This is a genomic window from Amycolatopsis sp. NPDC043887 (genome assembly GCF_056435665.1).
Genome location: NZ_JBWKEB010000001.1, coordinates 997290 through 1022653, shown reverse-complemented (window position 1 = coordinate 1022653; position 25364 = coordinate 997290). Strand labels below are relative to the sequence as shown.

The 25364-nt window shown below is 67.9% G+C and carries 25 protein-coding genes; 7 read left to right on the top strand and 18 right to left on the bottom strand.

Annotated elements, in window-relative coordinates:
- Window positions 1-70 precede the first annotated feature (70 nt).
- Window positions 71-319 carry a hypothetical protein gene (locus AC069H_RS05070; RefSeq protein ID WP_478231380.1) on the top strand — a complete coding sequence of 83 codons (249 nt, stop codon included), beginning with the start codon at window positions 71-73 and terminating at the stop codon, window positions 317-319.
- 1 nt (window position 320) lies between these two features.
- Here the strand turns inward: AC069H_RS05070 and AC069H_RS05065 are convergent, their stop codons facing one another.
- Window positions 321-626 (bottom strand): DUF6204 family protein, encoded by a 306-nt coding sequence (locus AC069H_RS05065; RefSeq protein WP_478231379.1) that lies wholly within the window; start codon window positions 624-626, stop codon window positions 321-323.
- 179 nt (window positions 627-805) lie between these two features.
- On the opposite strand from AC069H_RS05065, the gene AC069H_RS05060 reads away from it, so the two are divergent.
- Complete coding sequence (locus AC069H_RS05060) at window positions 806-1465, top strand: hypothetical protein (RefSeq protein WP_340684847.1); 660 nt, start codon at window positions 806-808, stop codon at window positions 1463-1465.
- Window positions 1466-1576: 111 nt separating this feature from the next.
- Window positions 1577-2212, top strand: coding sequence for an SRPBCC family protein (locus AC069H_RS05055; RefSeq protein ID WP_478231378.1), 636 nt, complete (start codon window positions 1577-1579; stop codon window positions 2210-2212).
- Here AC069H_RS05055 and AC069H_RS05050 read toward each other — a convergent pair.
- The 3 genes from AC069H_RS05050 to AC069H_RS05040 all read right to left on the bottom strand — a co-directional run bounded on the left by AC069H_RS05050 (window position 2188) and on the right by AC069H_RS05040 (window position 5425).
- Complete coding sequence (locus tag AC069H_RS05050; RefSeq protein WP_478229534.1) at window positions 2188-2928, bottom strand: HNH endonuclease; 741 nt, start codon at window positions 2926-2928, stop codon at window positions 2188-2190. The two genes, AC069H_RS05055 and AC069H_RS05050, sit on opposite strands and share 25 nt — an antisense overlap.
- Window positions 2925-4112, bottom strand: coding sequence for an AAA family ATPase (locus AC069H_RS05045; protein ID WP_034310707.1), 1188 nt, complete (start codon window positions 4110-4112; stop codon window positions 2925-2927). Before AC069H_RS05045 ends, AC069H_RS05050 begins: the two co-directional genes overlap by 4 nt.
- Window positions 4113-4279: 167 nt before the next feature.
- Window positions 4280-5425 (bottom strand): hypothetical protein, encoded by a 1146-nt coding sequence (locus tag AC069H_RS05040; RefSeq protein WP_478231377.1) that lies wholly within the window; start codon window positions 5423-5425, stop codon window positions 4280-4282.
- A gap of 305 nt (window positions 5426-5730) precedes the next feature.
- Between AC069H_RS05040 and AC069H_RS05035 the strand changes: the two genes are divergently transcribed.
- From AC069H_RS05035 to AC069H_RS05020, 4 genes are read left to right on the top strand one after another with little or no spacing between them, the layout of a single operon-like run.
- Complete coding sequence (locus AC069H_RS05035; protein ID WP_478231376.1) at window positions 5731-6147, top strand: hypothetical protein; 417 nt, start codon at window positions 5731-5733, stop codon at window positions 6145-6147.
- Window positions 6147-6767, top strand: a complete 621-nt coding sequence (locus tag AC069H_RS05030) for a DUF3558 domain-containing protein (protein ID WP_478231375.1) — start codon at window positions 6147-6149, stop codon at window positions 6765-6767. The genes AC069H_RS05035 and AC069H_RS05030 overlap by 1 nt, the downstream gene beginning before the upstream one ends.
- Window positions 6767-8041, top strand: coding sequence for a PPE domain-containing protein (locus AC069H_RS05025; RefSeq protein ID WP_478231374.1), 1275 nt, complete (start codon window positions 6767-6769; stop codon window positions 8039-8041). Before AC069H_RS05030 ends, AC069H_RS05025 begins: the two co-directional genes overlap by 1 nt.
- Before the next feature lie 27 nt (window positions 8042-8068).
- Entirely contained in the window at window positions 8069-8821 is a 753-nt protein-coding gene (locus AC069H_RS05020; protein WP_478229529.1) for an ESX secretion-associated protein EspG, read from the top strand.
- Here the strand turns inward: AC069H_RS05020 and AC069H_RS05015 are convergent.
- From AC069H_RS05015 to AC069H_RS04950, 14 genes are all read right to left on the bottom strand, one after another.
- Complete coding sequence (locus tag AC069H_RS05015) at window positions 8774-9556, bottom strand: helix-turn-helix domain-containing protein (RefSeq protein WP_478231373.1); 783 nt, start codon at window positions 9554-9556, stop codon at window positions 8774-8776. The genes AC069H_RS05020 and AC069H_RS05015 overlap by 48 nt on opposite strands.
- Before the next feature lie 32 nt (window positions 9557-9588).
- A complete protein-coding gene (locus AC069H_RS05010) occupies window positions 9589-10374 on the bottom strand; it encodes an alpha/beta fold hydrolase (RefSeq protein WP_478231372.1) in 786 nt (261 codons plus the stop codon).
- Between the two features lie 97 nt (window positions 10375-10471).
- Window positions 10472-12037 (bottom strand): NADH-quinone oxidoreductase subunit NuoN, encoded by a 1566-nt coding sequence (gene nuoN / locus AC069H_RS05005; protein WP_478229526.1) that lies wholly within the window; start codon window positions 12035-12037, stop codon window positions 10472-10474.
- Between the two features lie 119 nt (window positions 12038-12156).
- Window positions 12157-13728: an NADH-quinone oxidoreductase subunit M gene (locus AC069H_RS05000; RefSeq protein ID WP_478229525.1), complete on the bottom strand. Its 1572-nt coding sequence runs from the start codon at window positions 13726-13728 to the stop codon at window positions 12157-12159.
- Window positions 13728-15626 (bottom strand): NADH-quinone oxidoreductase subunit L, encoded by a 1899-nt coding sequence (gene nuoL / locus AC069H_RS04995; protein WP_125678871.1) that lies wholly within the window; start codon window positions 15624-15626, stop codon window positions 13728-13730. The genes AC069H_RS05000 and nuoL overlap by 1 nt, the downstream gene beginning before the upstream one ends.
- 12 nt (window positions 15627-15638) lie before the next feature.
- Window positions 15639-15938 carry an NADH-quinone oxidoreductase subunit NuoK gene (nuoK, locus tag AC069H_RS04990; RefSeq protein WP_005151882.1) on the bottom strand — a complete coding sequence of 100 codons (300 nt, stop codon included), beginning with the start codon at window positions 15936-15938 and terminating at the stop codon, window positions 15639-15641.
- The gene (locus AC069H_RS04985) at window positions 15935-16780 is read right to left on the bottom strand and encodes an NADH-quinone oxidoreductase subunit J (RefSeq protein WP_478229523.1); all 846 of its coding nucleotides are present in this window, start codon (window positions 16778-16780) and stop codon (window positions 15935-15937) included. Before AC069H_RS04985 ends, nuoK begins: the two co-directional genes overlap by 4 nt.
- A complete protein-coding gene (gene nuoI / locus AC069H_RS04980; RefSeq protein ID WP_125678873.1) occupies window positions 16777-17316 on the bottom strand; it encodes an NADH-quinone oxidoreductase subunit NuoI in 540 nt (179 codons plus the stop codon). The genes AC069H_RS04985 and nuoI overlap by 4 nt, the downstream gene beginning before the upstream one ends.
- On the bottom strand, window positions 17303-18640 hold the full coding sequence (gene nuoH, locus AC069H_RS04975) for an NADH-quinone oxidoreductase subunit NuoH (protein WP_478229522.1): 1338 nt from the start codon (window positions 18638-18640) through the stop codon (window positions 17303-17305). The genes nuoI and nuoH overlap by 14 nt, the downstream gene beginning before the upstream one ends.
- Complete coding sequence (locus AC069H_RS04970) at window positions 18637-21123, bottom strand: NADH-quinone oxidoreductase subunit G (protein ID WP_478231371.1); 2487 nt, start codon at window positions 21121-21123, stop codon at window positions 18637-18639. The genes nuoH and AC069H_RS04970 overlap by 4 nt, the downstream gene beginning before the upstream one ends.
- On the bottom strand, window positions 21120-22400 hold the full coding sequence (gene nuoF, locus AC069H_RS04965) for an NADH-quinone oxidoreductase subunit NuoF (RefSeq protein WP_360957668.1): 1281 nt from the start codon (window positions 22398-22400) through the stop codon (window positions 21120-21122). Before nuoF ends, AC069H_RS04970 begins: the two co-directional genes overlap by 4 nt.
- The gene (nuoE, locus tag AC069H_RS04960) at window positions 22400-23272 is read right to left on the bottom strand and encodes an NADH-quinone oxidoreductase subunit NuoE (protein ID WP_478231370.1); all 873 of its coding nucleotides are present in this window, start codon (window positions 23270-23272) and stop codon (window positions 22400-22402) included. Before nuoE ends, nuoF begins: the two co-directional genes overlap by 1 nt.
- A complete protein-coding gene (locus AC069H_RS04955; protein WP_378434359.1) occupies window positions 23269-24600 on the bottom strand; it encodes an NADH-quinone oxidoreductase subunit D in 1332 nt (443 codons plus the stop codon). The genes nuoE and AC069H_RS04955 overlap by 4 nt, the downstream gene beginning before the upstream one ends.
- Window positions 24597-25361 carry an NADH-quinone oxidoreductase subunit C gene (locus AC069H_RS04950; RefSeq protein WP_478229519.1) on the bottom strand — a complete coding sequence of 255 codons (765 nt, stop codon included), beginning with the start codon at window positions 25359-25361 and terminating at the stop codon, window positions 24597-24599. The genes AC069H_RS04955 and AC069H_RS04950 overlap by 4 nt, the downstream gene beginning before the upstream one ends.
- Window positions 25362-25364: the final 3 nt, after the last annotated feature.

Genomic DNA, 25364 nt, shown 5'->3' with positions numbered 1-25364 from the left:
CGGCTCCGCTCTCTTTGACACCGTTCGGGGTTGCTCTCAGCGTAGTGGCTAGCAGCTGAGGCCTGTTGACGTGCTGTCCAGGGGAAACGGTGACGAAGATGACACCCCCGCCGAGTATCCCGCCCGCTTCGGCGCGAACTGGGGGAACAACATGGGAAGTCCGGATGATTCCGGCGACAGACCGGCGTGGAAGCCTCCCGCCGAAGACCACCGCGAGCAGCGTTCGACGGTGTGTATCACCGTCGTCCTCTTCGCCGTGTTCATGGCGGTGATGCTGGTCGTGGCCGTGCTCGTGGTGGGCGGCGTGAAGGCGGCCTGAGTCAGCGGCGGCGGATCTTGATGTCGTCCATGCAGGTCGCCTTGCCCGCGACGTCGCGGTACGGATAGCCCTTGGCGTCCAGCAGTTCCATGGCCTTCAGTTCGGCTTCGTCGAGCACGTCCCGCTCCTCTTCGCCCCGCAGCGTGATGCGGAAGGTGAACGCGCCGAGATGCGCGCTGTAGCTGAGCAGGCCGTCCTCGGTGAACCCCATCACCTGATGCTGATCAAGCTCGGCGAGCAGCCTGGCGCGGGTGTCGGCGTCAGGGTGGTCGAACTTGCCGTTGACGAGGACGCGGTAGGTCGGCATGCGCTCGAATATACAGACCTGTATCCGGATACGAATCAGAATATCCAACGGGTCTCCATGATCCACGGTCGAGTGAAACGACCGTCACGCGCGCAACGGGCGAATCCGACACGCAGATAGTGATGACAAAGGAAGAACGGCCAACCGGCTCGCTCTCCGTCACGTGAGGAGGACGTGGAATGCGCATCACCATCGCAAGCCGGGCGGGCCTGGTCGGCGCGCTGCTGCTGGCGGGTCTCGGTGCCGGGGTGACCCCGGCCGCCGCGTCGAACCCCGCGGGCGTGGCCTCGCTCGGCTCCGCCGCCTTCACCAAGGGCACCTCGGCGCCGATCTCGATCGCCTCGCTCGCCGACTGCGCGGTCGAGGGACCGACGAGCAACTCGTCCGGAGTCGTGACCAGGACCGGGATCACGTTCGGTGGCGGCACGTCGACGTGCACGACCACCGTCGTCGACCCCGAAAACGACGTCACCACGACGAAGTCGGAGGCCAAGGGGCAGAACTTCGAGCTGTCGGCACTGGTCTCGTCGAGCGGGCCGCGGATCAAGATCAGGTCCTACTCGGTCAGCTGCACGGCGACCCAGACCAGCACCAACGCGAGCTGGACCTACGGCGGCGCGACCGGGCTCGGCACCCTGCCGTCGCCGGTGCCGGTCGGCTACGTCAAGCCGATCACCAAGTCCAACGGCACCCTGCTCGCCGAGGCGATCTTCAACGAGCAGACGTTGCCGGGCGACGGCAGCATCGGGCTGACCATGCTGCGGATCAAGTTCGCCCCCGGCTCGAACATCACCGGCGAAGTGGTCGTCGGGCGCACGGCCTGCTCTCCCACTCCGTAAGCCAACCCGCCGGGAAAGGGCGTCCAGGACTCACCGGGCGCCCCTTTTCCATTCTGGCTTATATAAGTCTCGGCTGATATCTTGTCGGCAACCGAGCCGAGGAGGGCACCGATGGTCGACGTGACCAGCCAGATCAACTCCGTCCAGCGCAAGCTGGGCAAGCGCGTGGTCGAAGCGGGCGAGGCGGTGACGGCCACCGTCAGCCAGGTCTACGACACCGGCCTCGACGACCTCTGGGACGCCTGCACCAATCCCGAGCGCATCCCGCGCTGGTTCCTGCCGATCAGCGGCGATCTGCGCGTCGGCGGCAAGTACCAGCTCGAAGGCAACGCGGGCGGAACGGTCGAGCGCTGCGACCCGCCCAAGAGCTTCGCGGCGACCTGGGAGTACGGCGGTGACGTCAGCTGGATCGAACTCCGGCTGAGCCCCGAAGCCGACGGGCGCACCCGGTTCGAACTCGACCACACCGCCGTCCCCAACGAGCACTGGAACCGGTTCGGGCCCGGCGCCGTGGGCATCGGCTGGGACATGATGCTGAACGGGCTCGCGCTCCACCTCGAATCCGGCGAGGCCGCCGACCCCGAGGCCGCCATGGCCTGGATGACCAGCGAAGAGGGCGTGCGGTTCATGACACTGAGCAACGACGCCTGGTACGAGGCCGACGTCGCCAACGGGACGGACGCGGCCATCGCCCGTACCCGCGCCGACGCCACCTTGGCCGCCTACACCGCGCCGCCGGAGAGCTGAAGGTCCTCGGCGAGCTCCGGGGCGCGAAGCAGGTCGATGAGCTCGTCGTCCGCCCGGAACACGGCGCGGGCTCCCGGCATCCCCGCCTGCCGGAGCATCGCGTGGAGGACATCGGCGTGCGGCTGGTCGAGCAGGGTCCAGACCATCGCGCGCCGTTTCCCGTCGTCCCCCAGTTCGCGCGCGGCCCACCAGCCCATGACGAGCGCGCTCACCTGGTTGACCGCCGTTTCCCGCCCCCGCGCCAGTTGCGCGCGATTCAGCCCGCACACCTTGATGGTCTGCTCGCCCTTCTCGGTCAGCGCGCGGTAGGTCCCGATCGACAGCACCAGGAACAGGTGCTCCAGCGGGTCTTCGGCGGTCGGATCGATGAGCAGGCTGTCGCCGTCTTCGTCCACCGGGAAAAGGTCGCGTTTGTGGTGGCTGTTGCAGTACTCGCAGGCGAGCACGTGGTTGAGCCAGTCGAACGCGCGCCCCGGATTCCGCGCGATCGGCTCGAAATGGTCCACAGTGGACCCGAGGCCGTCGCCGCAGTACATGCAGTAGCCGCGGCCGGCGGCCATCACGTCCAGGCCCGCCCGCAGAGAACGCCGCACGGCACGCGAAACCCGCCAGAGCCGCCGGGCTTCTTTCGTGTCACCGGGAGGGATCCGCGCCGTCAGCTCTTCGAGATCGGCCACCACCCGGCCCGGCAGCGCGATCCGGCGGATCCCGATCACCGATCGTCGGCCTCGAACCGCCTGGCCACCTCGTCGACCCGGCTTGGCGGCGAACTGCTCAGCATGCCCCGGAGGCGTTCCCATTCCCGGACGCCGTTCGCGTCCGCGCGGCCGGACGCCACCTGGAACTCCAGCTCGGCCAGATGCTCCCGCAATTCGACCGCCTGCGGCGAATACGGCGTGTCCAAGCCGAAAAGATCGGACAGCACGGCGTCGTCGCCGGAGCCGAACACGACCCGCTCGTACAGCTCCTCGGAGACCACCCGCGGCGGGACGTCCTCGTCGGGACCCGAAAGCCGGATGAGGCCGCCCGGATCGGCGGCCTGGCAGACGTAGGGGCTGTGCGTGGTGACGATGAACTGGATCCGCGGGAAATGCGCCTTGAACCACGATCCCATGCGTTTCTGCCACGACACGTGGAGATGCGCGTCCACCTCGTCGATGATCACGACACCGGGACTCTCGTGGTCGAGGCCGGCGCCGTCGAGCTGTTTGAGCAGGTCGACCACGAGCGCGGTCACCGTGCGATAGCCATCGCTCATCTCGCGCAGCGGGAACCGATCGCCCCGGTACTCGACCCAGAGCCCGTCCGAATCGACGTCCCTGATCCGGTAGCCGCCGGGCAGGAGACCGTCACCGAGGATCTCCAGCGCCGCGTCCTTCAGTTCACGGGCGCCCGCTTTTCCTTCCAGGGCACGGAGATGCTGATTGATCAGCCAGGTGACGCCCTCGGCGAGCGAGGCGTCTTCGTGGAACAGGCTGGCCATCCGCGCCAGCGATCCCGCGCCGCGCATCCACGACTCGGCCTCGCCGCTCCCGCCCGCGAGCCGCCGGAACGGCCCGTACGCCGCGCAGAACGGCTGGCCCGGCGGAAGCCCGGAGATCGGCAGCAGGCCGGAGTCGAGCCAGCGGACCTCGACCGGCGCCGGGCCCTCCTCGCGCATCACCGACAGCTCGATCGACCCGGACGTCTGATCGTTCGAGATCCAGCTGCCGGCGTCCGACAGCAGCCCCCAGGCGACGTCCGGCGCCGCCGCGACCGCGATGGCGCGCAGCAGCGAGGTCTTGCCGGAACCGTTGCGCCCCGCGAGCACCACCCAGCCAGGGCCGGGCAGCCGGAGGTCGACGGCACGAGCGCCGCTGAAGCCGCGGATGTTCTCCAGCCGGACCCGCTCGATGTACATGGAGAAAGCTTAGTGCCTGTCGGCGGAGCTGAGATGTGGCCGGAACGGGACCATACGCGTGAACCCGCCCGGCCGAAGGCCCCGCTATCGCGGTGGCAGGGCGCCCTGTCCGCATCGGTCGATCGCGGTCGCGGGTTCACCCACAGACACTTACGACGGCGCGGACGTCACCTGGCCACCCGGAAGTGGGTCGCCATCACGAGCTCCATCACGGCGTGCGCCTTGGCGACGTCCACGGCGGAGAGCGCCCTCGAACGCGGCCATTCGTCGACGCCCCGCTCCTGCTGCGACGAAATCAGCAGCCGGACATGCCCGCGCGAGCCGAGATTCCCGAACGGCGAGACGTACATGAGAAACTCGCTGTCGTCCTTGGTGCGAAGGGTGACGCCCGGGTTCCCGCTGAAGGTGTGCTGGCGATGGTCCTTGAAGGTGCCCTTCGGATCCGCGTGCCACTCTCCGGGCGCGCCGCCGTTCGCGGTGACCCCGGCTTCGATCTGCACCCGATGGCGCGGTTCGACGAAGTAGCAGGAACCCGGCGTGGCGATCGGCTCGAACTCCGGCCCGAAGGTCTTCTTGACCGCATCCCGGAACACCGCGCACTCGACGTTCGGGTCGGCGGCGCCGGCGGCCAGGATCACCTCGGCACCCGCGGGCACCTGGGCCTCGACCGCCGGATCGCAGGTCTCACCCTTGCTGGTGGAGACCCAGTTGGCGCAGGCACCGACGCGGGCGCTGTCCTGAGCGTCCGGCGGGTAGACGAGGTCGCGGGGCAGCTTCGCGGCTCCGGCGGTGGCGAAATCGCGGAGGAGTCCGCAGTCCTTGCTCCGGCGCTGGATCCCCAGCTCGAATTGGACCGCGCGCTGGAAACTGACCGGCACAGTGATCGCACAGCCGTCGACCGAGCCCTCGCGGCGGGACTCGACCTGGTAGGCCTTCACGCCACCGAGATCGACGACGGCTCCGTCGTTCCGGAGAGCCGCGTGGGCAGGGTCCACGTCCTGGACGTAGAGCAGGGCCATGTCTCCTCGGACGAGCGTGCACCGTTTCCTGCCGTACTTCACCTCCGGACGCGTGGTCGCCAGTGCGGCATCCAGCGGCTGCCGAAGCGCGTAGGTGACACGATCGATCAGCGCACAGAAGTCGGTCGCGGCGAGAGCGGCGTCGACGGCTTGTTCGTCACGATCCGCGGGACGCGGTTGCTTGGGCTGCCATTTCGGAAACTGCGGTGGCGGCGGGGGCGTCTCCACGGAATCCGTACAAGCCGCCAGTAACCCGACGAGTACTGCGCCGAGAATCACTCTTTGAAACTTCATTACGCAGAGTGTGCAAATTCGACACCTGCTCCACCAGGAAGAACCCGGTTTCCTGGGGCAGGTTCACACGATTGATTTTCACGGATAGTCACCAGGTTCGCCGACGCTATTCAGCGGGGAGCGGGACTTTATGCAGCCGGGTTCACCGCCCCGGGAACCCTGGTAATCTTCCCGGCGTCGGATTACGCAGGGTGCATCGGGGAGACGCGCCTTGTAGCCACGGGAGGGGCAGATGACGACGGTGACTTCGGGGCGGCTTCGGCCATTCAGCGGGGAACGTTTCACGGCACCAGGGGTGCATGGCCATGCCTGACGGGACACCTGTCTACCAACCAGGCTTCAACCCGGGCTCGGTCTGCAAGGCCCCGCCTACTGGCGGCTCCTACGGGACGCCGGTAGCGGAAGGCGCGGGGTTCAAGTACGACGAGGCGACCCTTCACGAACTGGTGAAAGAGTGGTCTGACCTGGCCAACGAGTACCAGGACGACATCGAGGATGCGCGCAACATCGCTGTGGCCAATCCCCCGGGACTTGACTTCGCGAGCGGGGACAATGCCGACATAACCCGCCGGTCGGGCAGTGCGCTCCTCGAAGCCCTCGACCAGCGTGTCGCATACTGCAAGAACATGGCCGCCAAGTATGTGGCCGCTCTCGGCAAGTACGCCACCGCCGACGAACAAGCCAAAATCGCCATCAACCAGCAACCGGAGGGCATCGCCTGATGCGACGCGCCACCCTGTTCCTCAGCGCAGCCGTTCTCGCTGCCCTCTCCGCCTGCTCGACACCAACGGTCAATGGCAGCCCTGCACCCACCAATAGTGGAGCAGGCTCGAGCATCCCAAACTCAGCCAGCCTGCCGCCCGGTGTCCCCAAGGTCGAGCACTCGATTGATGTGGCCCGGTTCAAGCAAGACCCCTGTACTGCCCTCACCAAAACCCAGGTCACAGAACTCCTCGGGCCCAACACCGAAACCGTGCCTCGTCCGGACGGCTCGGCGGGACCGGCATGCAGGTGGTCCATTCCCTCCACCACAGAACCCCGCATTCACGTGATCTTCAGCAATTTCGGAGACAGCGGCACCGCCAAGTTTTACGCGGCCAAAGGGACGACCTACCAACTCCTTGAACCGCTCGAACCGGTTGACGGCTACCCAGTGACCGCTTACGGCGATAAAGACAAGCGCGCTGAAGGCGAGTGCTCGGTCGCCCTGGGGACCAGCGACACCCAAACCGTAAGCATCAACTTGGTGCAGTCCGCGGCGAACGTCGGTAAGAAAGATCCCTGTGCCGCCGCTCGTGAGGCCGCAGTCAGGGTGCTGGCCACCATCCGAGGGGGCAACTGATGCCGGCAGGCCCGATCACCGCTGCCCAGATCTACGAGCAGATCACCAAGGGTGAAGGCACCGGTTCGCTCTCCGAGGCTCAGCGTGCCGCCTTCGACCTGACCGCCAAGCACCACGAGCGCGCGCAGAAGCTCTCCGCACTCACCCAGAAGACCATGGCCGGCTGGCAGGGTGGCGCCAGCGACGCGGCCGCCGACGCGACGAAGCCTGTTGTGGAAGCCGCGTACGACGACGCGATGCATCTGGCCGTGGCGCAGTCGGCGATCAGTGCTCAGATGGACGCGTTCGGCACGGCCAAGAACTCGGTCAAGCCGGTGCCGCCCGAGCAGCCCGCCCCGACGGCCGAGGACGTCAAGGCTGTCATGAGTGGCGGTCTGGTCGGCTACTGGAGCAAGGTCCAGGGGTATCAGGCCGACAGCCAGCACAACATCGACACCTTCGCGAGCTACCACTCGGCCAGCACCGCCAACGGTGACGAGCTGCCCGCCCAGTACGCGCAGCTCACCGACCCCGGCGGCAGCGTCACCTTGGACGAAGGCGGCGCCGGGAAGCCTGCGGTGAGGGGGTTCGGCGACGGCTCCGACGGACGCGAACACGGTGTCGGCGAGCCCTACCGAGGTCCGAGCGGTCCCAGCGGTCCCGGCGGGCCGAGTGGCCCCAACGGGCCGAGCGCACCGGGCGCAGCTGACAGCGGCCCGCAGCCTGGGCAACCCCAGCCGGGTCACCATCAGACCGGCGGGCAACAGCGGCCGGACGACGGGACCCGCGCGAATTCGTACACGCCGCCCCAGACCACTCCGGTCGTGCCGCCTGCAGCGAACCTCGACTTCGGGCCGACCGGCAAGCCGAACCCCACGTACAACACGCCCGGCGCTTTCCCGCCAGGGTACGGCCCGGGAACGACCGGGCCCACGCCGTACGGTCCGGGCACGGGTGGCAGGTCACCCGGAGTACCGAGCGGCGGCGGTTTCCGCGGACAAGGTGGGACGGGTGGAGTAGGCGGGCCCGGACAGCAGCCCGGCATGGGTGGCCGAAGCGGCGCCGGGATGCCTGGTGAGGGCGTGGCCGGTCGCGGTGCGGCGGGAGCAGCGGGCTCGACCGGTCGGGGCGGGGCGAACGGGATGCCGATGGCGCCCGGCGCCGCTCGCGGGAAGGGCGAGGAGGACAAGGAGAAGAAGGCTCCGGCGTACCTCCAGAACCCGGATCCCGACGAGACCTTCGGCGGCTACACCGAGAAGCCGATGCCGCCGGTGATCGGCGAGAAGAAGAAGTAGCACCACAGTCCCAGGGGAGGGAGGCACGTGGTGCTCGCGCGCCCGGTCGAGATCACGCTCGACACCTTGTTGACCGCGTTCCGTCACGCCGGCTGCGGAGATCCGCATCTGATCTTCGCGGGCGGGCTGCGCTATATCCCGCCGTCGTCGCGGAACGGCGAGGAAAGGGCGGCGTTCGAGGAGCTCGGCGGGCTCGGGTTCACCGAGGGCAAGCGGCTCACCAGCGACTTCGAGGACGTCCTGCACATACTCGACCGGCCGAACACCGAGTACTACGCGACGTTGCGAACCGAGACGGAGCAGTACAACGTGCTCGTCGCCGTACGCGGACGGGCCGCGGTGACCGCGATCTGCGAGGGGAATCGCGTGTGGCTGAAAGGCGTGCGGACCGCCGACCGCGCGGCGGCGCTCGTGATGAACCTGCCCGAGTACCCGCCGGCGCGGTTCGCCCCGTTCTCCTTGCCCCAGGACGACTTCAACGGCGACAGTGGGGACGGTCTCTACGACGAGCCCGAGTCCCGAAGCCGCGAAGCACGGCAGCTGGACGAGGTCTTCGAGCAGCCCTATTTCGGTGTCGGTTTCTTCGCCGCGGCCATGCGCCCTGACGGGGGAAAACGCACAGAGGCCACGGATGGCCTGTCCTATCTGGACCTCGACTCCGGACGGGTGGCCATGCACGTGAGCGGTTCTCCCCGGAACCGGTACATCACCGTCCTGCCCGGCGAACCCACGTTACTGGCCCAGAAAGTCGCCGCGCTGCGGGCAAGTCTCGACCACTGACTCGATCAGGCGCCCCGACCGCGCCGGATCCAGCGCGACAGCGTCCACAGTGGACCGGAGGTAGGGCTCGACATCGCAGGGCCGGTGCAGGAACAGCCCGCATCGCCGATGTTCCAGGTACACCACCGGTGGGGCGTCGCCGAATTCCAGCAAAACGTAGGCATCACCCGCATGTGCCCCGGCGGCGAACGGGATGACCCGTAGTTCGACGGTGGGCCGCTCCGCCATCGTGATGAGATGCCGAAGCTGATTCGCCATCACCCGCGGCCCACCGACCTGACGGTGCAGCGCCGCTTCGTCGATATACGCGACAAACCTCTTCTGCCCTAACAGTTTCTGCCGCACTCCCGGGGCCGCCGCCCTCGCGTAGGAGGGAGTCCACAGCAGATCGGGCAGGAGCGTTGCCCCGAAAGCGACGATCTTGGTGGCCTCCTTTTCGTACTGCGCGAGCGTTTCACTCTGGAAGGACGTGTCGGCGAACCACCACGGCCCGCTGTCGCGAGACAGCGAGAGCAGGGCCTCTCGCCGCTCCCCGGTGACCTGATAGACCGCGAGCAGCGCCGACACCTCCTCGGCGGACGCCGCGCGGAGGCCGGTTTCGATCCGGCTGATCGTCGACTGGGACCACGCCAGTTTGTCGGCCACTTCGGTCGAGGCCAGTCTGGCGGCCTTCCGCGCGGCTCGCAGTCCGTCGGCGAGGGCCCTCGCCTGGGGTGTGGGTCTCGGCTTCGGCATCGCGAGCACCCTGCCCGGTGCGCCGGAGCAAGTCATTCCCCGAGCCGGGCGACCTCGCGTACGGCCGCGGAAATGGTGCGGAAGTCCTTGCGCAGCAACGCCCCGTGGTTGCTCTCGACCTTCGCACTCACCTTGATGTTCGGATTGCGCGCGGTCACACCGTCGAGACTCGTCCGGATCTTTTCCTGCTCGTCTTCCTTGCTGCCGAACGAGGTTCCCGACGCGACCACGTATCGCGTCGGGACGGTGATGCCGTCGAGCACCGGGCCCAGCTCGGCCTCCCGCGAGAGCTTGCCTAGTTCGATGTTGCTCTCCGCCTGCTCGGCGGCGGACATCCGCGGGGTCAGCCCGGTCGGGCGCAGCAGCGGCATGACCAAATTGAGGCGCTTGAACAGCTTCCGGATCCGCTGTTCCATGGCGTCGTCCATCCAGTCGTACGGGAACGCGCCGTCGACCAGGACCGCGCCGATGGTCCGTTCCGGGTTCCTGGCCGCCCAGTGCGCCGCGACGACCGCGCCGTAGGACCAGCCCACCACGACGGCCCGCTTCACTTCCCGGGCTTCGAGGACCGCGTCGACATCGCGAACGGCCGCCTCGAAGGAGTAGTCGGACGATCGCTTCGACTTGCCGCGGGCACGCTCGTCGTAGGTGATGTGGCGGAAGTCCGAGCCCAGGTCGGCGAGGATCCGCCGCCAGTAGCCCTGGGTCGCGAACTGGCCGTTGAGGTAGACGATCGGGATGCCGGGGCCACCGGAGTCGGTGACGGCCAGCGCGGTGTCTTCGACGGGGAGCATCCCGGTCCAGGTAGAGGAAGTCATGAGGGAACTATCGAGGTGCGGCCTGACACCGCTCTGACGTCGCCCTGACACGAAAAAGCCCCCTCACGTCAGCGAGGGGGCCTTCCGCGAAACCGGACTACTTGAGGGCGAAACCGCCGGAGCCCGCCCAGTCGAGGGCGAACGCCGGGAGCAGGCCGAGCACCAGCGTGACGATGACGCCGAGCGTGATCGCCGTGGTGGTGAACGCTCCGGGCACGGTGACGGTCGGGCCGTCGGGGGCGGGCTCGGAGAAGTACATCAGCACGATCACGCGCAGGTAGAAGAACGCGGCGACGGCGCTGAAGATCAGAGCGACGACGACCAGCGGCGCCATCCCGTCGGACAGTGCCGCCGAGAACACCACGAACTTCCCGACGAAACCACTGGTCAGCGGGATACCGGCCAGCGCGAGCAGCAGGAAGGTGAACACACCGGCCAGCACCGGAGACCGCTTCGCCAGCCCCGCCCAGGCGGACAGGTGCGTCGCCTCGCCGTTCGAGTCCCGCACCAGCGAGACGACACCGAACGCGGCGAGCGTGGTGAATCCGTAGGCCAGCAGGTAGAACAGCGTGCTCGACAGGCCTTCCTCGGTCATCGCGATCGCACCCACGAGCAGGAACCCGGCGTGCGCGATGGACGAGTAGGCGATCATGCGCTTCACGTCGGTCTGCGTCAGGCCCAGCACCGCGCCGATCAGCATCGAGATGATCGCGACGCCCCAGAGCACGCCGCGCCATTCCCAGCTCGTCGACTCGAACGCCACCTGGAACACCCGCAGGATCCCGCCGAACGCGGCGACCTTGGTGCAGGCGCCCATGAACGCGGTGACCGGGGTCGGCGCGCCCTGGTAGACGTCCGGGGTCCAGGTGTGGAACGGACCGACCGAACCCTTGAACAGCAGGCCGACCGCGAGCAACCCGAGCCCGGCGAACAGCAGCGTGTCCGAGCGGTCCGAACCGGCGGCGGCGTTGGCGATGTCCGACAGCTTCACGGAGTTCGCGTAGCCGTAGAGCAGCGCGAGACCGTAGAGGAAGAACGCCGACGAGAAGGCGCCGAGCAGGAAGTACTTGACCGCGGACTCCTGCGAGAGCAGGCGACGACGGCGGGCGAGACCGCACATCAGGTACAGCGGCAGGCTCAGCACCTCGAGCGCGATGAACATGGTGAGCAGGTCGTTGGCCGCGACGAACGCCATCATGCCGCCGAGCGCGAACAGCGTCAGCGGGAAGACCTCGGTCTGCATCCCGGTGGTGCCGACCTGCGCGCGGTCCTGGACCGTGCCGGGGCGGATACCGGCCTGCGCGACGAAGGCGCCGCCCGGCTCGACCGAGCGATCCGCGATCAGCAGCAGCGCGCCCAGCGCGAGCGCCAGCAGCGTGCCCCACAGGAACAGCGACGGCCGATCGACGGCGATGGCGCCGCTGAAGGTCGTGATGCCGCCCTTCGGCGCGGAAGTGCTGGCGTACCAGGCGAGGAAGACGCCCGCCGCCCCGATCCCGACCAGGGACAGGAAGACCTGCGACGGCCACCGCATGTGCTTGGGCAGGAAGGCTTCGAACAGCACGCTGACACACGCGGCCCCGAGGATGATCAGGATCGGCGTGACGGCGAAGTAGTCGATCGACGGCACCGTCAGCGGTGGCGCCTGGGTCAAGAAGTGCACGGTTTACCTGCCTCCCTGCACGGTGTCTTCCAGGAGGGCGCATCCGCGTTCACGTAGACAGACCTTCGGCCTGCCTCCATGAACGCGGGCCCTTCGGGCGAAAGCGCCCTCGGACTTGGTCATTTCGCGCCTCCAACATTCACGCTCTGCGCATCCAGCGACGACATGGTCTGCTGCACCGACGGGGTGATCGTGTCGAGCACCGGCTTGGGGTAGAACCCGAGCGCGATGATCAGCACGACCATCGGCGCCAGGATCGCGATCTCCTTGCCGCCGAGGTCCTTGATGGCTTTGGTCGCCCCGAGTTCGGGGGCGATCGCCGTACCCGGTCCACCGCCCGCCGCCATCAGGGCGTCACCGCGGACGGGGCCCTGCATGACGCGCTGGTAGAGCCAGAGCACGTAAGCCGCGGCCAGCACCATGCCGACCGTCGCGATGATCGTGTACACCGGGTAGTCCACAAAGGACCCCAGCAGCACCAGGAACTCACTGATGAAGGAGTTCGTGCCGGGCAGGGACAAGGTGGACAGGCCGGCGATGAGCAGCATCCCGCCGAGCAGCGGGGTCACCTTCGCCATGCCGCCGTAGTCGGAGATCCGCGTGGACCCGCCGCGCATCACGATCAGGCCGACGACCACGATCAGCATGCCGGTGGCGAGGCTGTGGTTCAGCATGTACGACACCGAGCCGACCATCGCCTGCTCGTTGAAGGTGAAGATGCCCAGCGCGATGAACCCGAAGTGGGCGATCGACACGTAGGCGATGAAGCGCTTCATGTCGCGTTGCCCGGCCGCGAGGATCGAGCCGTAAAGGACACCGGCGACGGCGAGCACCAGCACCCAAGGCGCGAGTTCCTTGCTGGCCTCCGGGAACATCGGGAGGCAGTAGCGCAGGAACCCGAACGTGCCGACCTTGTCCAGCACGCCGACCAGCAGGACCGCGACGCCGATCGGCGCCTGGCCCGCGGCGTCCGGCAGCCAGGTGTGGAACGGCACCAAAGGGGCCTTGATCGCGAACGCGAGGAAGAACCCGATGAACAGCCAGATCTGGGTGCCCAGCGGGGCGTCGCGGACGACCGTGACGAGCGTTTCCCAGTCGAAGGTGCCCTTGCCGAGCTCGTCCGACGCCAGCGAGTACGCGCCGATCGCCGAGGCCAGCATGATCAGGCCGCCGAGGAACGAGTACAGGAAGAACTTGACCGCCGCGTACTGCCGGTTCGCGCCGCCGTAGCCGCCGATCAGGAAGTACATCGGGATCAGCATGATCTCGAACAGCACGTAGAACAGGAAGACGTCGGTCGCGGCGAACACCGCGATGGTCAGCGCCTCCTGCACCAGGATCAGCGACAGGAACCCGCCCGCCGAGCGCCCGGCCGGGAGCTTGTCGGTCAAGCCCAGCGCGCCGACCACGATCGGCACCAGCAGGCCGATGACCGCGATCATCACCAGCGCGATGCCGTCGATGCCGAACGAGATGTGGATGCCGAAGTTCGGGATCCAGTCCATCGAGGACTTCTGCTGGATCCGGTCCCCGGCCGGCGAATAGCTCGCCCACATCGGGATCACCAGCAGGAACGTCAGGAGCGACACCACGAGCGCGGTGAGCGTCGCCAGCCTGTCGTTTTTCTTCATCCCGGCGACGACCGCCGCACCGAGCAGCGGCAGCAGGATGGATGCGAGAACCCAGGTCATCAGGAGAACCTCACCAGCAGGAGTGCCGCCAGAAGCAGGAATGTGCCGCCCAGCATGGACAGTGCGTACGAGCGGACGAAGCCGGTCTGAAGGCGGCGCAGGCGCCCGGATCCGCCACCGAGCGCGGCGGCGAGGCCGTTGACCGCGCCGTCGACCCCGCGGTTGTCCACGTAGACCAGCGCGCGGGCGAGCCAGGTGCCCGGGCGGGCGACCAGCGTCTCGTTCAGGGTGTTGCCGTACAGGTCGTTGCGCGCGGCCTTGACCACGGCCGAGACCCGCTCGGGGCGTTCCACCGGAACGTCCTTGCGGCCGACGAAGAACCACGCCGCCGCCGCGCCCAGCACGGACAGCGCCACGGTGAGGATCGGGACCAGCGCGTGCGGGATGACACTGTGGCCACCCTCTTCGAGCGGGCCGACCACCGGCGAAAGCCATTCGGCGAACCGGTCGCCGAGCGCGAAGAACGCACCGGCGCCGATCGAGCCGATCGCCAGGATGATCATCGGCCACTTCATGATCGCGGGAGACTCGTGCGGGTGGAAGTCGCGCCCGTCGCTGGACTTGATCTCCTTCCAGCGTTCCTTGCCGAAGAAGGTCATCACCATCAGGCGCGTCATGTAGAACGCGGTGAGCCCGGCGCCGAGCAGTGCCGCGCCGCCCATCACCCAGCCGCGCCAGCCGCCCTGGCTCAGCGCCGCTTCGATGATCGCGTCCTTGGTGAAGAAGCCCGAGAGCGGCGGGATGCCGATCAGCGCCAGGTAGCCGAGGGCGAAGGTCCAGAAGGTGACCGGCAGGTGCTTGCGCAGCCCGCCGAACTTCCGCATGTCGACCTCGTCGTTCATGGCGTGCATGACCGAACCGGCCCCGAGGAACAGCCCGGCCTTGAAGAAACCGTGCGCGACCAGGTGCATGATGCCGAGCGCGTAGGCGATCGGCCCGAGGCCGACGGCGAGCATCATGTACCCGATCTGGCTGACCGTGGAGTACGCCAGGACCTTCTTGATGTCGTCGTAGGCGCAACCGATGATGCACCCGATCAGGAGCGTGACCGTACCGACGAGCGTGACGATCAGGCGGCCGTCCGGGGTGGCGTTGAAGATCTCGTGCGCGCGGGCGACCAGGTAGACGCCGGCGGTGACCATCGTCGCCGCGTGGATGAGGGCCGAGACCGGGGTCGGGCCCTCCATCGCGTCCGGAAGCCAGGCCTGCAGTGGGAACTGACCGGATTTACCGCAGGCGCCCAGCAGCAGCAGGATCGCGATCGCGGTGACCGCGCCGGTCGGGATCTGGCCGACGGCGCCGAAGACCTCGGCGTAACCGGTGCTCCCGACGTACTTGAACATCAGGAAGATCGCCAGCGCGAGCCCGACGTCACCGACGCGGTTCATCAGGAACGCCTTCTTCGCCGCGGTGGCGGCGGACGGACGGTCCTGGTACCAGCCGATGAGGAGGTACGAAGCGAGACCCACGCCTTCCCAGCCGAGGTACAGCGTCACGAAGCTGTTGCCCAGCACCAGGATCAGCATCGAGGCGACGAACAGGTTGAGGTACGCGAAGAACCTCGACCGGTCACGGTCCTCGGCCATGTAGCCGATCGAGTAGAAGTGGATCAGCATGCCGACGCCGGTGATCAGCAGCACGAACGTCAGCGAAAGCGCGTCGATCCGGAGCCCGAAGTCGACCTGCAGCGCCGAAACCGGGATCCACGAGAACAGTTTGACGTCCGCGGTGGCCTTCGTGTCGGCGGTGAAGAACAGCAACAGGCCGTACACAAAGGACAGTGAGACGGTCGCACTGCCGAGGAGGTGTCCCCAGCCCCTGGCCCGCTTACCCGCCAGCAAAAGAATAAGGGCGCCGAGAGCCGGGAAGGCCACCAGCAGCCACGATGATGCGGTCACTCTCGGTGCTCCCTAGTACTTCAGCAGGTTGGTGTCGTCGACCGAGGCCGAACGCCGGGTGCGGAAGATCGCCATGATGATCGCGAGCCCCACCACGACCTCCGCGGCGGCCACGACCATCACGAAGAACGCCATCACCTGGCCGTCCAGCGACCCGTTGATCCGGGCGAACGTGACCAGGGACAGGTTCGCCGCGTTCAGCATCAGCTCGATGCACATGAACACGACGATCGCGTTGCGGCGCACCAGCACCCCGACCGCGCCGATGGCGAACAGCAGCGCGGACAGGAGCAGGTAGTACGTCGGGGTCATTCCTTCTCCCCTTCAGGCTTGCCGACCAGAGCGTGGGCGTCGGGGCCGTCTTCCGTCCCGGCGACCTGCTTACGCTCGTTTTCCAGCTGTGCGGCCGAAGTCGACTCGATGATCTCCGAGAGCGACTCCCTGGCGATCGAGCCGTCGGGCAGCAGCGCCGGGGTGGCGACCGAGTTGGCCGTGGCGAAGACACCCGGTCCGGGCAGCGGCGAAGGCCGGTCGTGCTTGCCGGTGAACCGGTCGACGACGAGTTCCTTCTGGTTCTTCTTGCCGCCCTTGGCGTGCCGGTCGGTGAACGCGAGCACCATCGCGCCGAGCGCGGCGGTGATCAGCAGCGCCGAGGTGAGCTCGAACGGGAACAGGTACTTGGTGAAGATCAGCCGTCCCAGCCCGCCGGGGCCGCCGCCGTCGACGTTCGCCGGGTCGACCGGCAGGGCCGGGGTCACGTTGGCCATCGCGCGGGCGAGACCCGCGGCGAGCAGCCCGCCGACACCGATGCCGAGCAGGGTCGCCATGACCCGCTGTCCGCGCAGTACTTCGACGACCGAGTCGGAACTCTCCCGGCCGACCAGCATCAGCACGAACAGGAACAGCATCATGATCGCGCCGGTGTAGACGATGATCTGCGTGAAGCCGAGGAACGGCGCCTGCTGGATCATGTACAGCGCGCCGAGGCACAGCATCGTGAGCACCAGCCACAGCGCCGAGTGCACGGCGTTGCGGGAGAAGATCATGCCGAGCCCGCCGAGCAGCGCGAGCGGGCCGAGCACCCAGAACGCGATGGTCTCGCCGGTGGTGATCCCGGCCGAAACGTCCGTCTGCGCGAGGAAAGCCGTGATCACTGGACCGGCTCCTTCGGCTCAGCGGGCTTCCGTGCGAGTTCCGGGCCGTTGACGTAGTAGTCCTGCTCGTTGTCGCCCAGCCGCATCGGGTGCGGCGGCTGCTCCATGCCGGGCAGGAGCGGCGCGAGGAGGTCTTCCTTGGTGTAGATCAACCGCTGCCGGTCGTCGTCGGCCAGCTCATAGAAGTTGATCATCGTCAGGGACCGGGTCGGGCAGGCCTCGACGCACAACCCGCAGCCGATGCAGCGCAGGTAGTTGATCTGGTAGTCGGCGCCGTACCGCTCACCGGGCGAGTACCGCGCCTCTTCGGTGTTGTCGCCGCCTTCGACGAAGATCGCGTCCGCCGGGCAGGCCCACGCGCACAGCTCGCAGCCGACGCATTTCTCCAGCCCGTCCGGATGCCGGTTGAGCTGGTGCCTGCCGTGGTAACGCGGAGCCGCGGGGGCGCCCGCCTCCGGGTACTCCTCGGTGGCGACCTTCTTGAACATCATGCCGAAGGTGACACCGAAACCCTTGATGGGATCAAACATCCCCATCGCCGGCCTCCCTTCCACTGGAAACCGCCGCGGGCTTGCGCTTGGCAGCCCGGGCTTCGGCCTTCGCGAGGGCCTTCTGACGCGGGGTCTTCTCCGGGACCTGCAGGTCCAGCGGCGGCACGGGGAATCCGCCGCCGGTCACCGGGACGTAGTCGTCGTCCGGGACCTTCTTGTCCGGGATCAGGAAGCTCAGGATGACGACGAAGAGGATGAGCGCGCCGCCACCGAAGAGGATCTGCGGGGTGGACAGGCCACCCGAGTTCTTGATCGCGCGGACCGTGACGATCACGACGATCCAGACCAGGTTGACCGGCACCAGGACCTTCCAGCCCAGGCGCATGAACTGGTCGTACCGCAGCCGCGGCAGCGTGCCGCGCAGCCAGATGAAGCCGAACAGCAGGATGAACAGCTTGGCGGTGAACCAGATCAGCGGGAGCCAGCCCTGGTTCAGCGCGTGGTCCGCGCCGACGAACGGGAACTTCCAGCCACCGAGGAACAACGTGGTCGCGAACGCCGAAACGATCACCATGTTGACGTACTCGGCGAGGAAGAACATCGCGAACTTCATCGAGCTGTACTCGGTGTGGAAACCGCCGACCAGCTCGGATTCGGCCTCGGGGAGGTCGAACGGCGCGCGGTTGGTCTCACCGACCATGGAGATCAGGTAGATCACGAAGCTCGGCAGCAGCAGGTAGAAGTACCAACCGGTCTGCTGCGACTCGACGATCGCCGACGTCGACATCGAACCCGCGTAGAGGATGACGCCCACGATGGACAGACCCATCGCGATCTCGTAGGAGATCACCTGAGCCGCGCTTCGCAGTCCACCGAGCAGCGGATACGGCGAGCCGGACGACCAACCGGCCAGCACCAGGCCGTACACGCCGATCGAGGAGCAGGCGAGGATCACCAGCACGCCGACCGGCAGATCGACCAGCTGGAGCGTGGTCCGCTCACCGAAGATCGAGACCACCGGGCCGAACGGGATCGCGGCCAGCGCGATCAGCGCCGGCACGGCGGAGATCACCGGCGCGAGGAAGTACACCTTGCGGTCGGCGGTGTCCGGGATGATCTGTTCCTTGAACGGCAGCTTGATCGCGTCCGCGAGGGACTGCAGGTAGCCGCCGGGGCCGACCCGGTTGGGGCCGGGACGGTTCTGCATCCGGCCGACCGCTTTCCGCTCCCAGACGATCAGGAAGATCGTCAGGATCGGGCCGATCAGCAGGATGACGACCGTCTTGATCAGGATCAGCCACAACGGGTCGTCGGCCAGCAGCGCCGCCCGCTCGGCGGCGTCCGGCATCTGGCTGAGCAACGGAGTCACTTCTCACCTCCGGTGAGGTTGACGGCCGAACCGTGCCCCGCGCCGAGAGAGGCGCGGACGGCCGAGCCGTCGGAGTTGCCCGGGAGCCACACGACGCCGTCCGGCAGGTCCGCGACCTCGATCGGCAACGTGATGGAACCGCGTTCGGTGGAGACCTTCACGCTGCCGCCCAGACCTTCGGCGGTCTTCGCCGAGAGCTTGGCGACGACCTCGCGCTGCGTGCCCTTGAGATGCGGCTCGCCGTCCTGCAGCGAACCGTTGTCGATCAGCTGCCTCCAGGTGGCGAGGAGAGCCTGACCGTTCCCTGTCTCCGGACGTGCGATGAAAGCGTCCTTCATTGCGAAATCTGCAATGAAAGCGTCCTTCATCTCACGGGCGGGCAGCTTCGCCAGATCGGCGGCCGAAGCGGCCGGGGTCTGCGTGAAGATGTCCGCGTCCATCTCGACGGCGAGGGTGTCGAGCACCCGGCAGTCCGGCAGTGCGCCGGTGCCTTCGAGAGTGACGGCGAACTCGCGGCGGCGGCCTTCCCAGTTCAGGTAGCTGCCCGCCTTCTCGACCGCCGGGGCGATCGGGAGGACGACGTCCGCGTGCTCGGTGACCCCGCTGTGCCGCAGTTCCAGGCTCACCACGAACTTCGCGTTCTCGAGCGCGCGGCGGGCCAGATCCGGGTCCGGCAGGTCGTCCGGGTCGACGCCGCCGACCAGCAGGCCGTCGATGTCCTGACCCGAAGCGGCCTTGAGGATGGCGGTGGTGTCGCGGCCCTCCGTGGCGGGAAGTGTGACGCCCCAAGCCTTTTCGACCTCGGCGCGAGCCTCGGCGTCGGTGACCGGGCGACCACCCGGCAGCAACGTCGGCGCCGCGCCCGCCGCCAGGGCACCGCGTTCACCCGCGCGACGCGGGATCCACGCGAGCCGGGCGCCGGTGCGCTCCACCAGCCGGTGCAGGGCCGAGAACAGGCCGGGGACCTCGGCGGCGCGTTCGCCGACGAGGATCACCGAGCCCTCGGCCGAAAGCGCCTGGTCGACGTCCTGCGCGTGCTGCGCGATGCCGTCGATCGCGGCGGCTTCGGAACCCGGCGCGCAGGCCAGCAGTTCGCCGAAGGTCTTGCGGACCGACGAGGTGGTCCACTGTCCCAAGTGGACGACGCGGGTGCGGTTCTTGCGGGCCGCCTTGCGCAGCCGCAGGAACACGATCGGCGCCTCGTCCTCCGGCTCGAACGCGACGCACAGCACCGTGCGCGCCCGCTCGATCTCGCGGAAGGTGACGCCGCTTTCCGGTGTCGTCCCGACCACGTGCGACGCGAGGAAGCCCAGCTCCTCGGCCGAGTGCGGGCGGGCGCGGAAGTCGATGTCGTTGGTGCCCAAGGCGATCCGCGCGAACTTCGAGTACGCGTACGCGTCCTCGACGGTCAGGCGGCCACCGGTCAGCACCGCGGCGCCCTTGCCGTCGCGTGCCTTGGCCAGCCCTTCGGCGGCCGCGCGCAGCGCGTCGGTCCAGGAAGCCTCTTCCAGCACGCCGTCGGCGTTGCGGATGAGCGGGCGGCGGATGCGGTCGTCCGCGGTCGAGTAACGGAACGCGAACCGGCCCTTGTCGCAGAGCCACTCTTCGTTGACCTCGGGGTCGTCGCCCGCGAGCTTCCGCATGACCTTGCCGCGGCGGAAGTCGGTCCGCTCGGCGCAGCCGGACGAGCAGTGCTCGCACACGCTCGGCGAGGACACCAGGTCGAACGGCCGCGAACGGAACCGGTACGCGGCCGAGGTCAGCGCGCCGACCGGGCAGATCTGGATGACGTTGCCGGAGAAGTACGACTGGAACGGCTGCCCCGACGTGGTCCGGGAAGCCAGGTCCAGCACGTCCGCGGTCTCGGCGGTGCCGATCTGCTGGTGGGCACCGCGTTCGAGCAGCTCGATGAACGGGTCGCCGGCGATCTCGCGGGAGAACCGGGTGCAGCGCTGGCAGAGCACGCAACGCTCACGGTCCAGCAGCACCTGCGAGGAGATCGGCAGCGGCTTCGGGAACGTCCGCTTCGTGTCGACGAAACGGGAGTCCGCGCGGCCGTGCGCGAGCGCCTGGTTCTGCAGCGGGCACTCGCCGCCCTTGTCGCAGATCGGGCAGTCCAGCGGGTGGTTGATGAGCAGCAGCTCCATCACACCCTGCTGGGCCTTGTCCGCGACGGCCGAGGTCAGCTGGGTCTTCACGACCATGCCGTCGGCGACCGTCATGGTGCACGAGGCCTGCGGCTTCGGCATCGGACGGCCGCCCATTTCGACCTCGACCAGGCACTGGCGGCAGGCACCCGCCGGGTCGAGCAGCGGGTGGTCGCAGAAGCGCGGGATGACCGTGCCGAGCCGCTCGGCGGTGCGGATCAGCAGCTCGCCCTTGGGCGCGATGACCTCTTCACCGTCGATGACCAGCTTGACGTGGCCTTCGGGAACCGGGGTGTCCTCTGTGGACGTCCCGGGCTTGTCGGGTGCGATCGTCATGCCTGCGCCCCCACCAATTCGCGCTTGTTTGCCTGACACAACGCGAGGAACTCCTCGCGGAAGTACTTGATGCCGCTCTGGATCGGCGAGACCGCGCCGTCGCCGAGGGCGCAGAACGAGCGGCCGAGGATGTTGTCGCAGACGTCGAGCAGGGTGTCGATGTCCTCCTCGGTGCCCTTGCCCTCGACCATGCGCTCCAGGATCTGCGCCAGCCAGTACGTGCCCTCGCGGCACGGCGTGCACTTGCCGCAGGACTCGTGCTCGTAGAACTGCGTCCACTTCATCACGGCCCACGGCACGGAAACGGTCTCGTTGAAGACCTGCACGGCCGTCGTGCCCAGCATCGACCCGGCTTCCGCCGCGCCTTCGAAGTCCAGGGGAACATCGAGGTGCTCGGCGGTGAACATCGGCGTGGACGAACCACCCGGCGTCCAGAACTTCAGCGGGATGCCGTCCTTCATGCCGCCCGCCATGTCGAGCAGCTCGCGCAGCGTGGTGCCGAGCGGGCATTCGTACTGGCCGGGCTTCTCGACGTGGCCGGAGATCGAGTAGATCTTCGGGCCGGGCGACTTCTCGCGGCCCATCTCGCGGAACCAGCTCGAGCCACCGTTGACGATGTACGGCGCGCTGGCGATGGTCTCGACGTTGTTGACCGTCGTCGGCGCGGCGTAGAGACCCGCGGCGGCCGGGAACGGCGGCTTGAGCCGCGGCTGGCCGCGACGGCCTTCCAGCGAGTCCAGCAGCGCCGTCTCCTCGCCGCAGATGTACGCCCCGGCGCCCGCGTGCACGGTGATGTCGAGGTCGAATCCGGAGTCGAGGATGTTCTTGCCGAGGTAGCCCGCTTCGTACGCCTCGCGCACGGCCGCGTTGAGACGGCGGATGCAGTGCAGTGCCTCACCGCGGACGTAGATGAAGCAGTGGTGCGAACGCATGGCGTACGAGGCGATGATGCAGCCCTCGATCAGCGAGTGCGGGTCCGCCATCATCAGCGGGATGTCCTTGCAGGTGCCCGGCTCGCCCTCGTCGGCGTTGATGACGAGGTAGTGCGGCTTGTCCTCGTTCGGCGGCATGAAGGACCACTTGATGCCGGCCGGGAAGCCCGCGCCGCCACGGCCGCGGAGGCCGGAGTCCTTGACCAGCTGGACGATCTGCTCGGGAGTGGCCTTGAGCGCCTTGCGGATCGCGGTGTAGCCCTCGAGGGCTTCGTAGGACTGGATCGTCCAGGAGTTGGGCGAAAGCCAGCGCTTCGTGAGGACCGGGGTGATGGGATCGGCCATTACTTCTTCTCCACTTCGGGGAGCGGAACGTCCTTCATGGCGGGAGCGGTCCAGCCGCGGTCCTGCGCGACCTGCGCTCCCCGCAGGGTTTCGACGGCCTGCGAAGGACCGTCGACGTCCGTGCGGTACTGCTGCGCGTCCTCCGGGAAGAACCCGGCGAGCTGCAGTTCGGCGCCCTTGAAGTTCGTCAGCGGCGCGCCGCGCGTCGGGGCCGGCTTCTTGCCCGCCTGCAACGCGTCGACCAGTGCGACGGCCTTGTCCTCGGTCTGGTTGTCGAAGTACTCGTAGTTGACCTGGATGACCGGGGCGAGGTCACAGGCCGCGAGACATTCGGCGTGCTCCAGCGTGATCGAGCCGGGCTCGTTCGGCGTACCCGCGGTCTCGTTGTGCCCCAACGGCTTCTCTTCGGAACCGAGATGCGTCTGGAGCTTCTTGTAGATCGCGTCGCCGCCCATGGCCGCGCAGAGGGTGTTGGTGCAGACGCTCACCAGGTGCTCGCCGCACGGGCGGCGCTTGTACATGGTGTAGAACGTCGCGACCGCGCTGACCTCGGCGTCGGACAGGTCCAGGTTCCGCGCGCAGAAGGCGATGCCCTCCTGGCTCACGTAACCCTGCACCGACTGCACCAGGTGCAGCATCGGCAGCAGCGCCGACCTCGACTGCGGATACCGCGAGATCAGGTTCTGGGCCTTGGCGTAGGTGTCGGCGTCGAAGATGTCTTCGAGCTTCGCGTTCTCCAGGATCCCCTCCGCCTCGGCGGGATCCGGCGCGATCGCGATCACGTCGACGTCACCACCGGCGGCGATATGGGTCTGCTCGGCCAGGCTGGTGCCGGGCTCGGGCGTCGGTGTCGTTCCGGGCTGGGTGCTCAACGGTCCACTCCCCCCATGACGGGGTCGATCGAGGCGATGGCGGCGATCACGTCCGCCACCAGGCCGCCTTCGGCCATCGCGGGCATCGACTGCAGGTTCACGAAACTCGGTTCGCGCACGTGGACCCGCAGCGGCCTGGTGCCGCCGTCGGAGACCAGGTGCACGCCGAGTTCACCGCGCGGCGATTCCACCGACGTGTAGGTCTGGCCCGGCGGGACCTTGAAGCCCTCGGTGACCAGCTTGAAGTGATGGATCAGCGATTCCATCGACTGGCCCATGATCTTGCGGACGTGCTCGAGCGAGTTGCCCATGCCGTCGCTGCCGATCGAGAGCTGCGCCGGCCAGGCGACCTTCTTGTCCTCGACCATGACCGGGCCCGGTTCGAGCTTCTTCAGGCACTGCTTGATGATCCGCAGGCTCTGGTGCATCTCCTCGACGCGCAGCAGGTAGCGCGCCCAGCAGTCCGCCTCGGTCGAGGTCGGGATGTCGAACTCGAACTCGTCGTAGCGGGAGTACGGCTCGGTCTTGCGCATGTCCCACGGGAGACCGGCGCTGCGCAGCACCGGGCCGGTGACACCGAGCGCGAGGCACGCGTCGACCGGCAGGTACCCGACACCCTTGAGCCGGTTGCGCCAGATCGGCTGACCGGTGAAGAGCTTGTCGTACAAGGGAAGCCGCTCGTCCATCGTCTTGACGAACGCGCTGACGACCTCTTGGTAGTCGTCCGGCATGTCCTGCGCGAGACCGCCGGGGCGGATGAACGCGTGGTTCATCCGGAGCCCGGTGAGGTGCTCCAGCAGGTGCAGGACCTCTTCGCGCTCACGGAAGCCGAGCGTCATCGCCGTGGTGGCACCGAGTTCCATCCCGCCGGTGGCGATGTAGACCAGGTGCGAACCGATGCGGTTGATCTCCAGCAGCATCACGCGCAGCAGCTCGGCGCGGCGCGGGGCCTGGATGCCGAGCAGCTTCTCGACACCGAGGCAGTACGCCATCTCGGTCGAGAGCGGGGCGAGGTAGTCCATGCGCGTCACGAAGGTGACGCCCTGGGTCCACGTGCGGTATTCGCAGTTCTTCTCGATCCCGGTGTGCAGGTAGCCGATGACCGAGCGGAGCTGCGTGACGGTCTCGCCCTCCATCTCCAGCACGAGCCGGAGCACGCCGTGCGTCGACGGGTGCTGCGGGCCCATGTTGATGACCATGCGCTCGTCGTGGCGGGAGTCCTCGATGAGGTCTTCCCAGTCACCGCCGGAAACGGTGTAGACGCGGCCTTCGGTCGTGTCGCGGGAGTCGGCTTCGGGAACTTCGGTTGCTTCGTCGTGAATGCTCACGAGTACGACCTCCGCTGGTCCGGCGGCGGGATCTCCGCGCCCTTGTATTCGACCGGGATCCCGCCGAGCGGGTAGTCCTTGCGCTGGGGGTGGCCGTCCCAGTCGTCCGGCATGAGGATGCGGGTCAGCGCCGGGTGGCCGTCGTAGACGATGCCGAACATGTCCCAGGCCTCCCGCTCCTGCCAGTCGGCCGTCGGGTAGACCCCTACCAGCGACGGGACGTGCGGGTCTTCGATGTCGAGGGTGACTTCGAGCCGGATGCGGCGGCGGTAGGTCATCGACGTGAAGTGGTAGACCGAGTGCAGCCGCTGCGGGACGTCGACGCCGTAGTCGACGCCGGACACCGAGCTGAGCAGTTCGAAGCGGAGACCGGCGTCGTCGCGCAGGACCTTGGCGATCTCGACGAGGTGCTCGCGGGAGACGTAGAAGGTGATCTCGCCGCGGTCGACCGTGGTCTGCTGGATCGCGTTCGCCGGGATCTTGTTGTCCGCCAAGGCCGCGTAGAACTCGTCGGCGAATTCGTCGAACCAGCCGCCGTACGGACGCTCCGCCGGGGGAGGGCTGTACGCGGGGAGGCGGACGCCGCCGTAACCGGAGGTGTCGCCGGTGCCGCGCACGCCGAACATGCCCTGGCGCTCTTTACCGGTGACGACCGGCTCGGCCGGGCGGACGCCCTGCGGCTCGAGGCCGCCTTCGGGCCGTTCGGCGCTGGACTGCTCGCCGCCCGTCTCGGGGACTTCGGGGGTGTTGTCTTCGGGCACGTC

Bases quoted from the DNA above. Each gene is read 5' to 3' on its own strand.
- AC069H_RS05065 (WP_478231379.1), bottom strand. From the start codon at position 626: ATGCCGACCTACCGCGTCCTCGTCAACGGCAAGTTCGACCACCCTGAC.
- AC069H_RS05060 (WP_340684847.1), top strand. From the start codon at position 806: ATGCGCATCACCATCGCAAGCCGGGCGGGCCTGGTCGGCGCGCTGCTG.
- AC069H_RS05055 (WP_478231378.1), top strand. From the start codon at position 1,577: ATGGTCGACGTGACCAGCCAGATCAACTCCGTCCAGCGCAAGCTGGGC.
- AC069H_RS05045 (WP_034310707.1), bottom strand. From the start codon at position 4,112: ATGTACATCGAGCGGGTCCGGCTGGAGAACATCCGCGGCTTCAGCGGC.
- AC069H_RS05040 (WP_478231377.1), bottom strand. From the start codon at position 5,425: ATGAAGTTTCAAAGAGTGATTCTCGGCGCAGTACTCGTCGGGTTACTG.
- AC069H_RS05035 (WP_478231376.1), top strand. From the start codon at position 5,731: ATGCCTGACGGGACACCTGTCTACCAACCAGGCTTCAACCCGGGCTCG.
- AC069H_RS05030 (WP_478231375.1), top strand. From the start codon at position 6,147: ATGCGACGCGCCACCCTGTTCCTCAGCGCAGCCGTTCTCGCTGCCCTC.
- AC069H_RS05025 (WP_478231374.1), top strand. From the start codon at position 6,767: ATGCCGGCAGGCCCGATCACCGCTGCCCAGATCTACGAGCAGATCACC.
- AC069H_RS05015 (WP_478231373.1), bottom strand. From the start codon at position 9,556: ATGCCGAAGCCGAGACCCACACCCCAGGCGAGGGCCCTCGCCGACGGA.
- AC069H_RS05010 (WP_478231372.1), bottom strand. From the start codon at position 10,374: ATGACTTCCTCTACCTGGACCGGGATGCTCCCCGTCGAAGACACCGCG.
- AC069H_RS05000 (WP_478229525.1), bottom strand. From the start codon at position 13,728: ATGACCTGGGTTCTCGCATCCATCCTGCTGCCGCTGCTCGGTGCGGCG.
- nuoK (WP_005151882.1), bottom strand. From the start codon at position 15,938: ATGACCCCGACGTACTACCTGCTCCTGTCCGCGCTGCTGTTCGCCATC.
- nuoI (WP_125678873.1), bottom strand. From the start codon at position 17,316: ATGGGGATGTTTGATCCCATCAAGGGTTTCGGTGTCACCTTCGGCATG.
- AC069H_RS04970 (WP_478231371.1), bottom strand. From the start codon at position 21,123: ATGACGATCGCACCCGACAAGCCCGGGACGTCCACAGAGGACACCCCG.
- nuoF (WP_360957668.1), bottom strand. From the start codon at position 22,400: ATGGCCGATCCCATCACCCCGGTCCTCACGAAGCGCTGGCTTTCGCCC.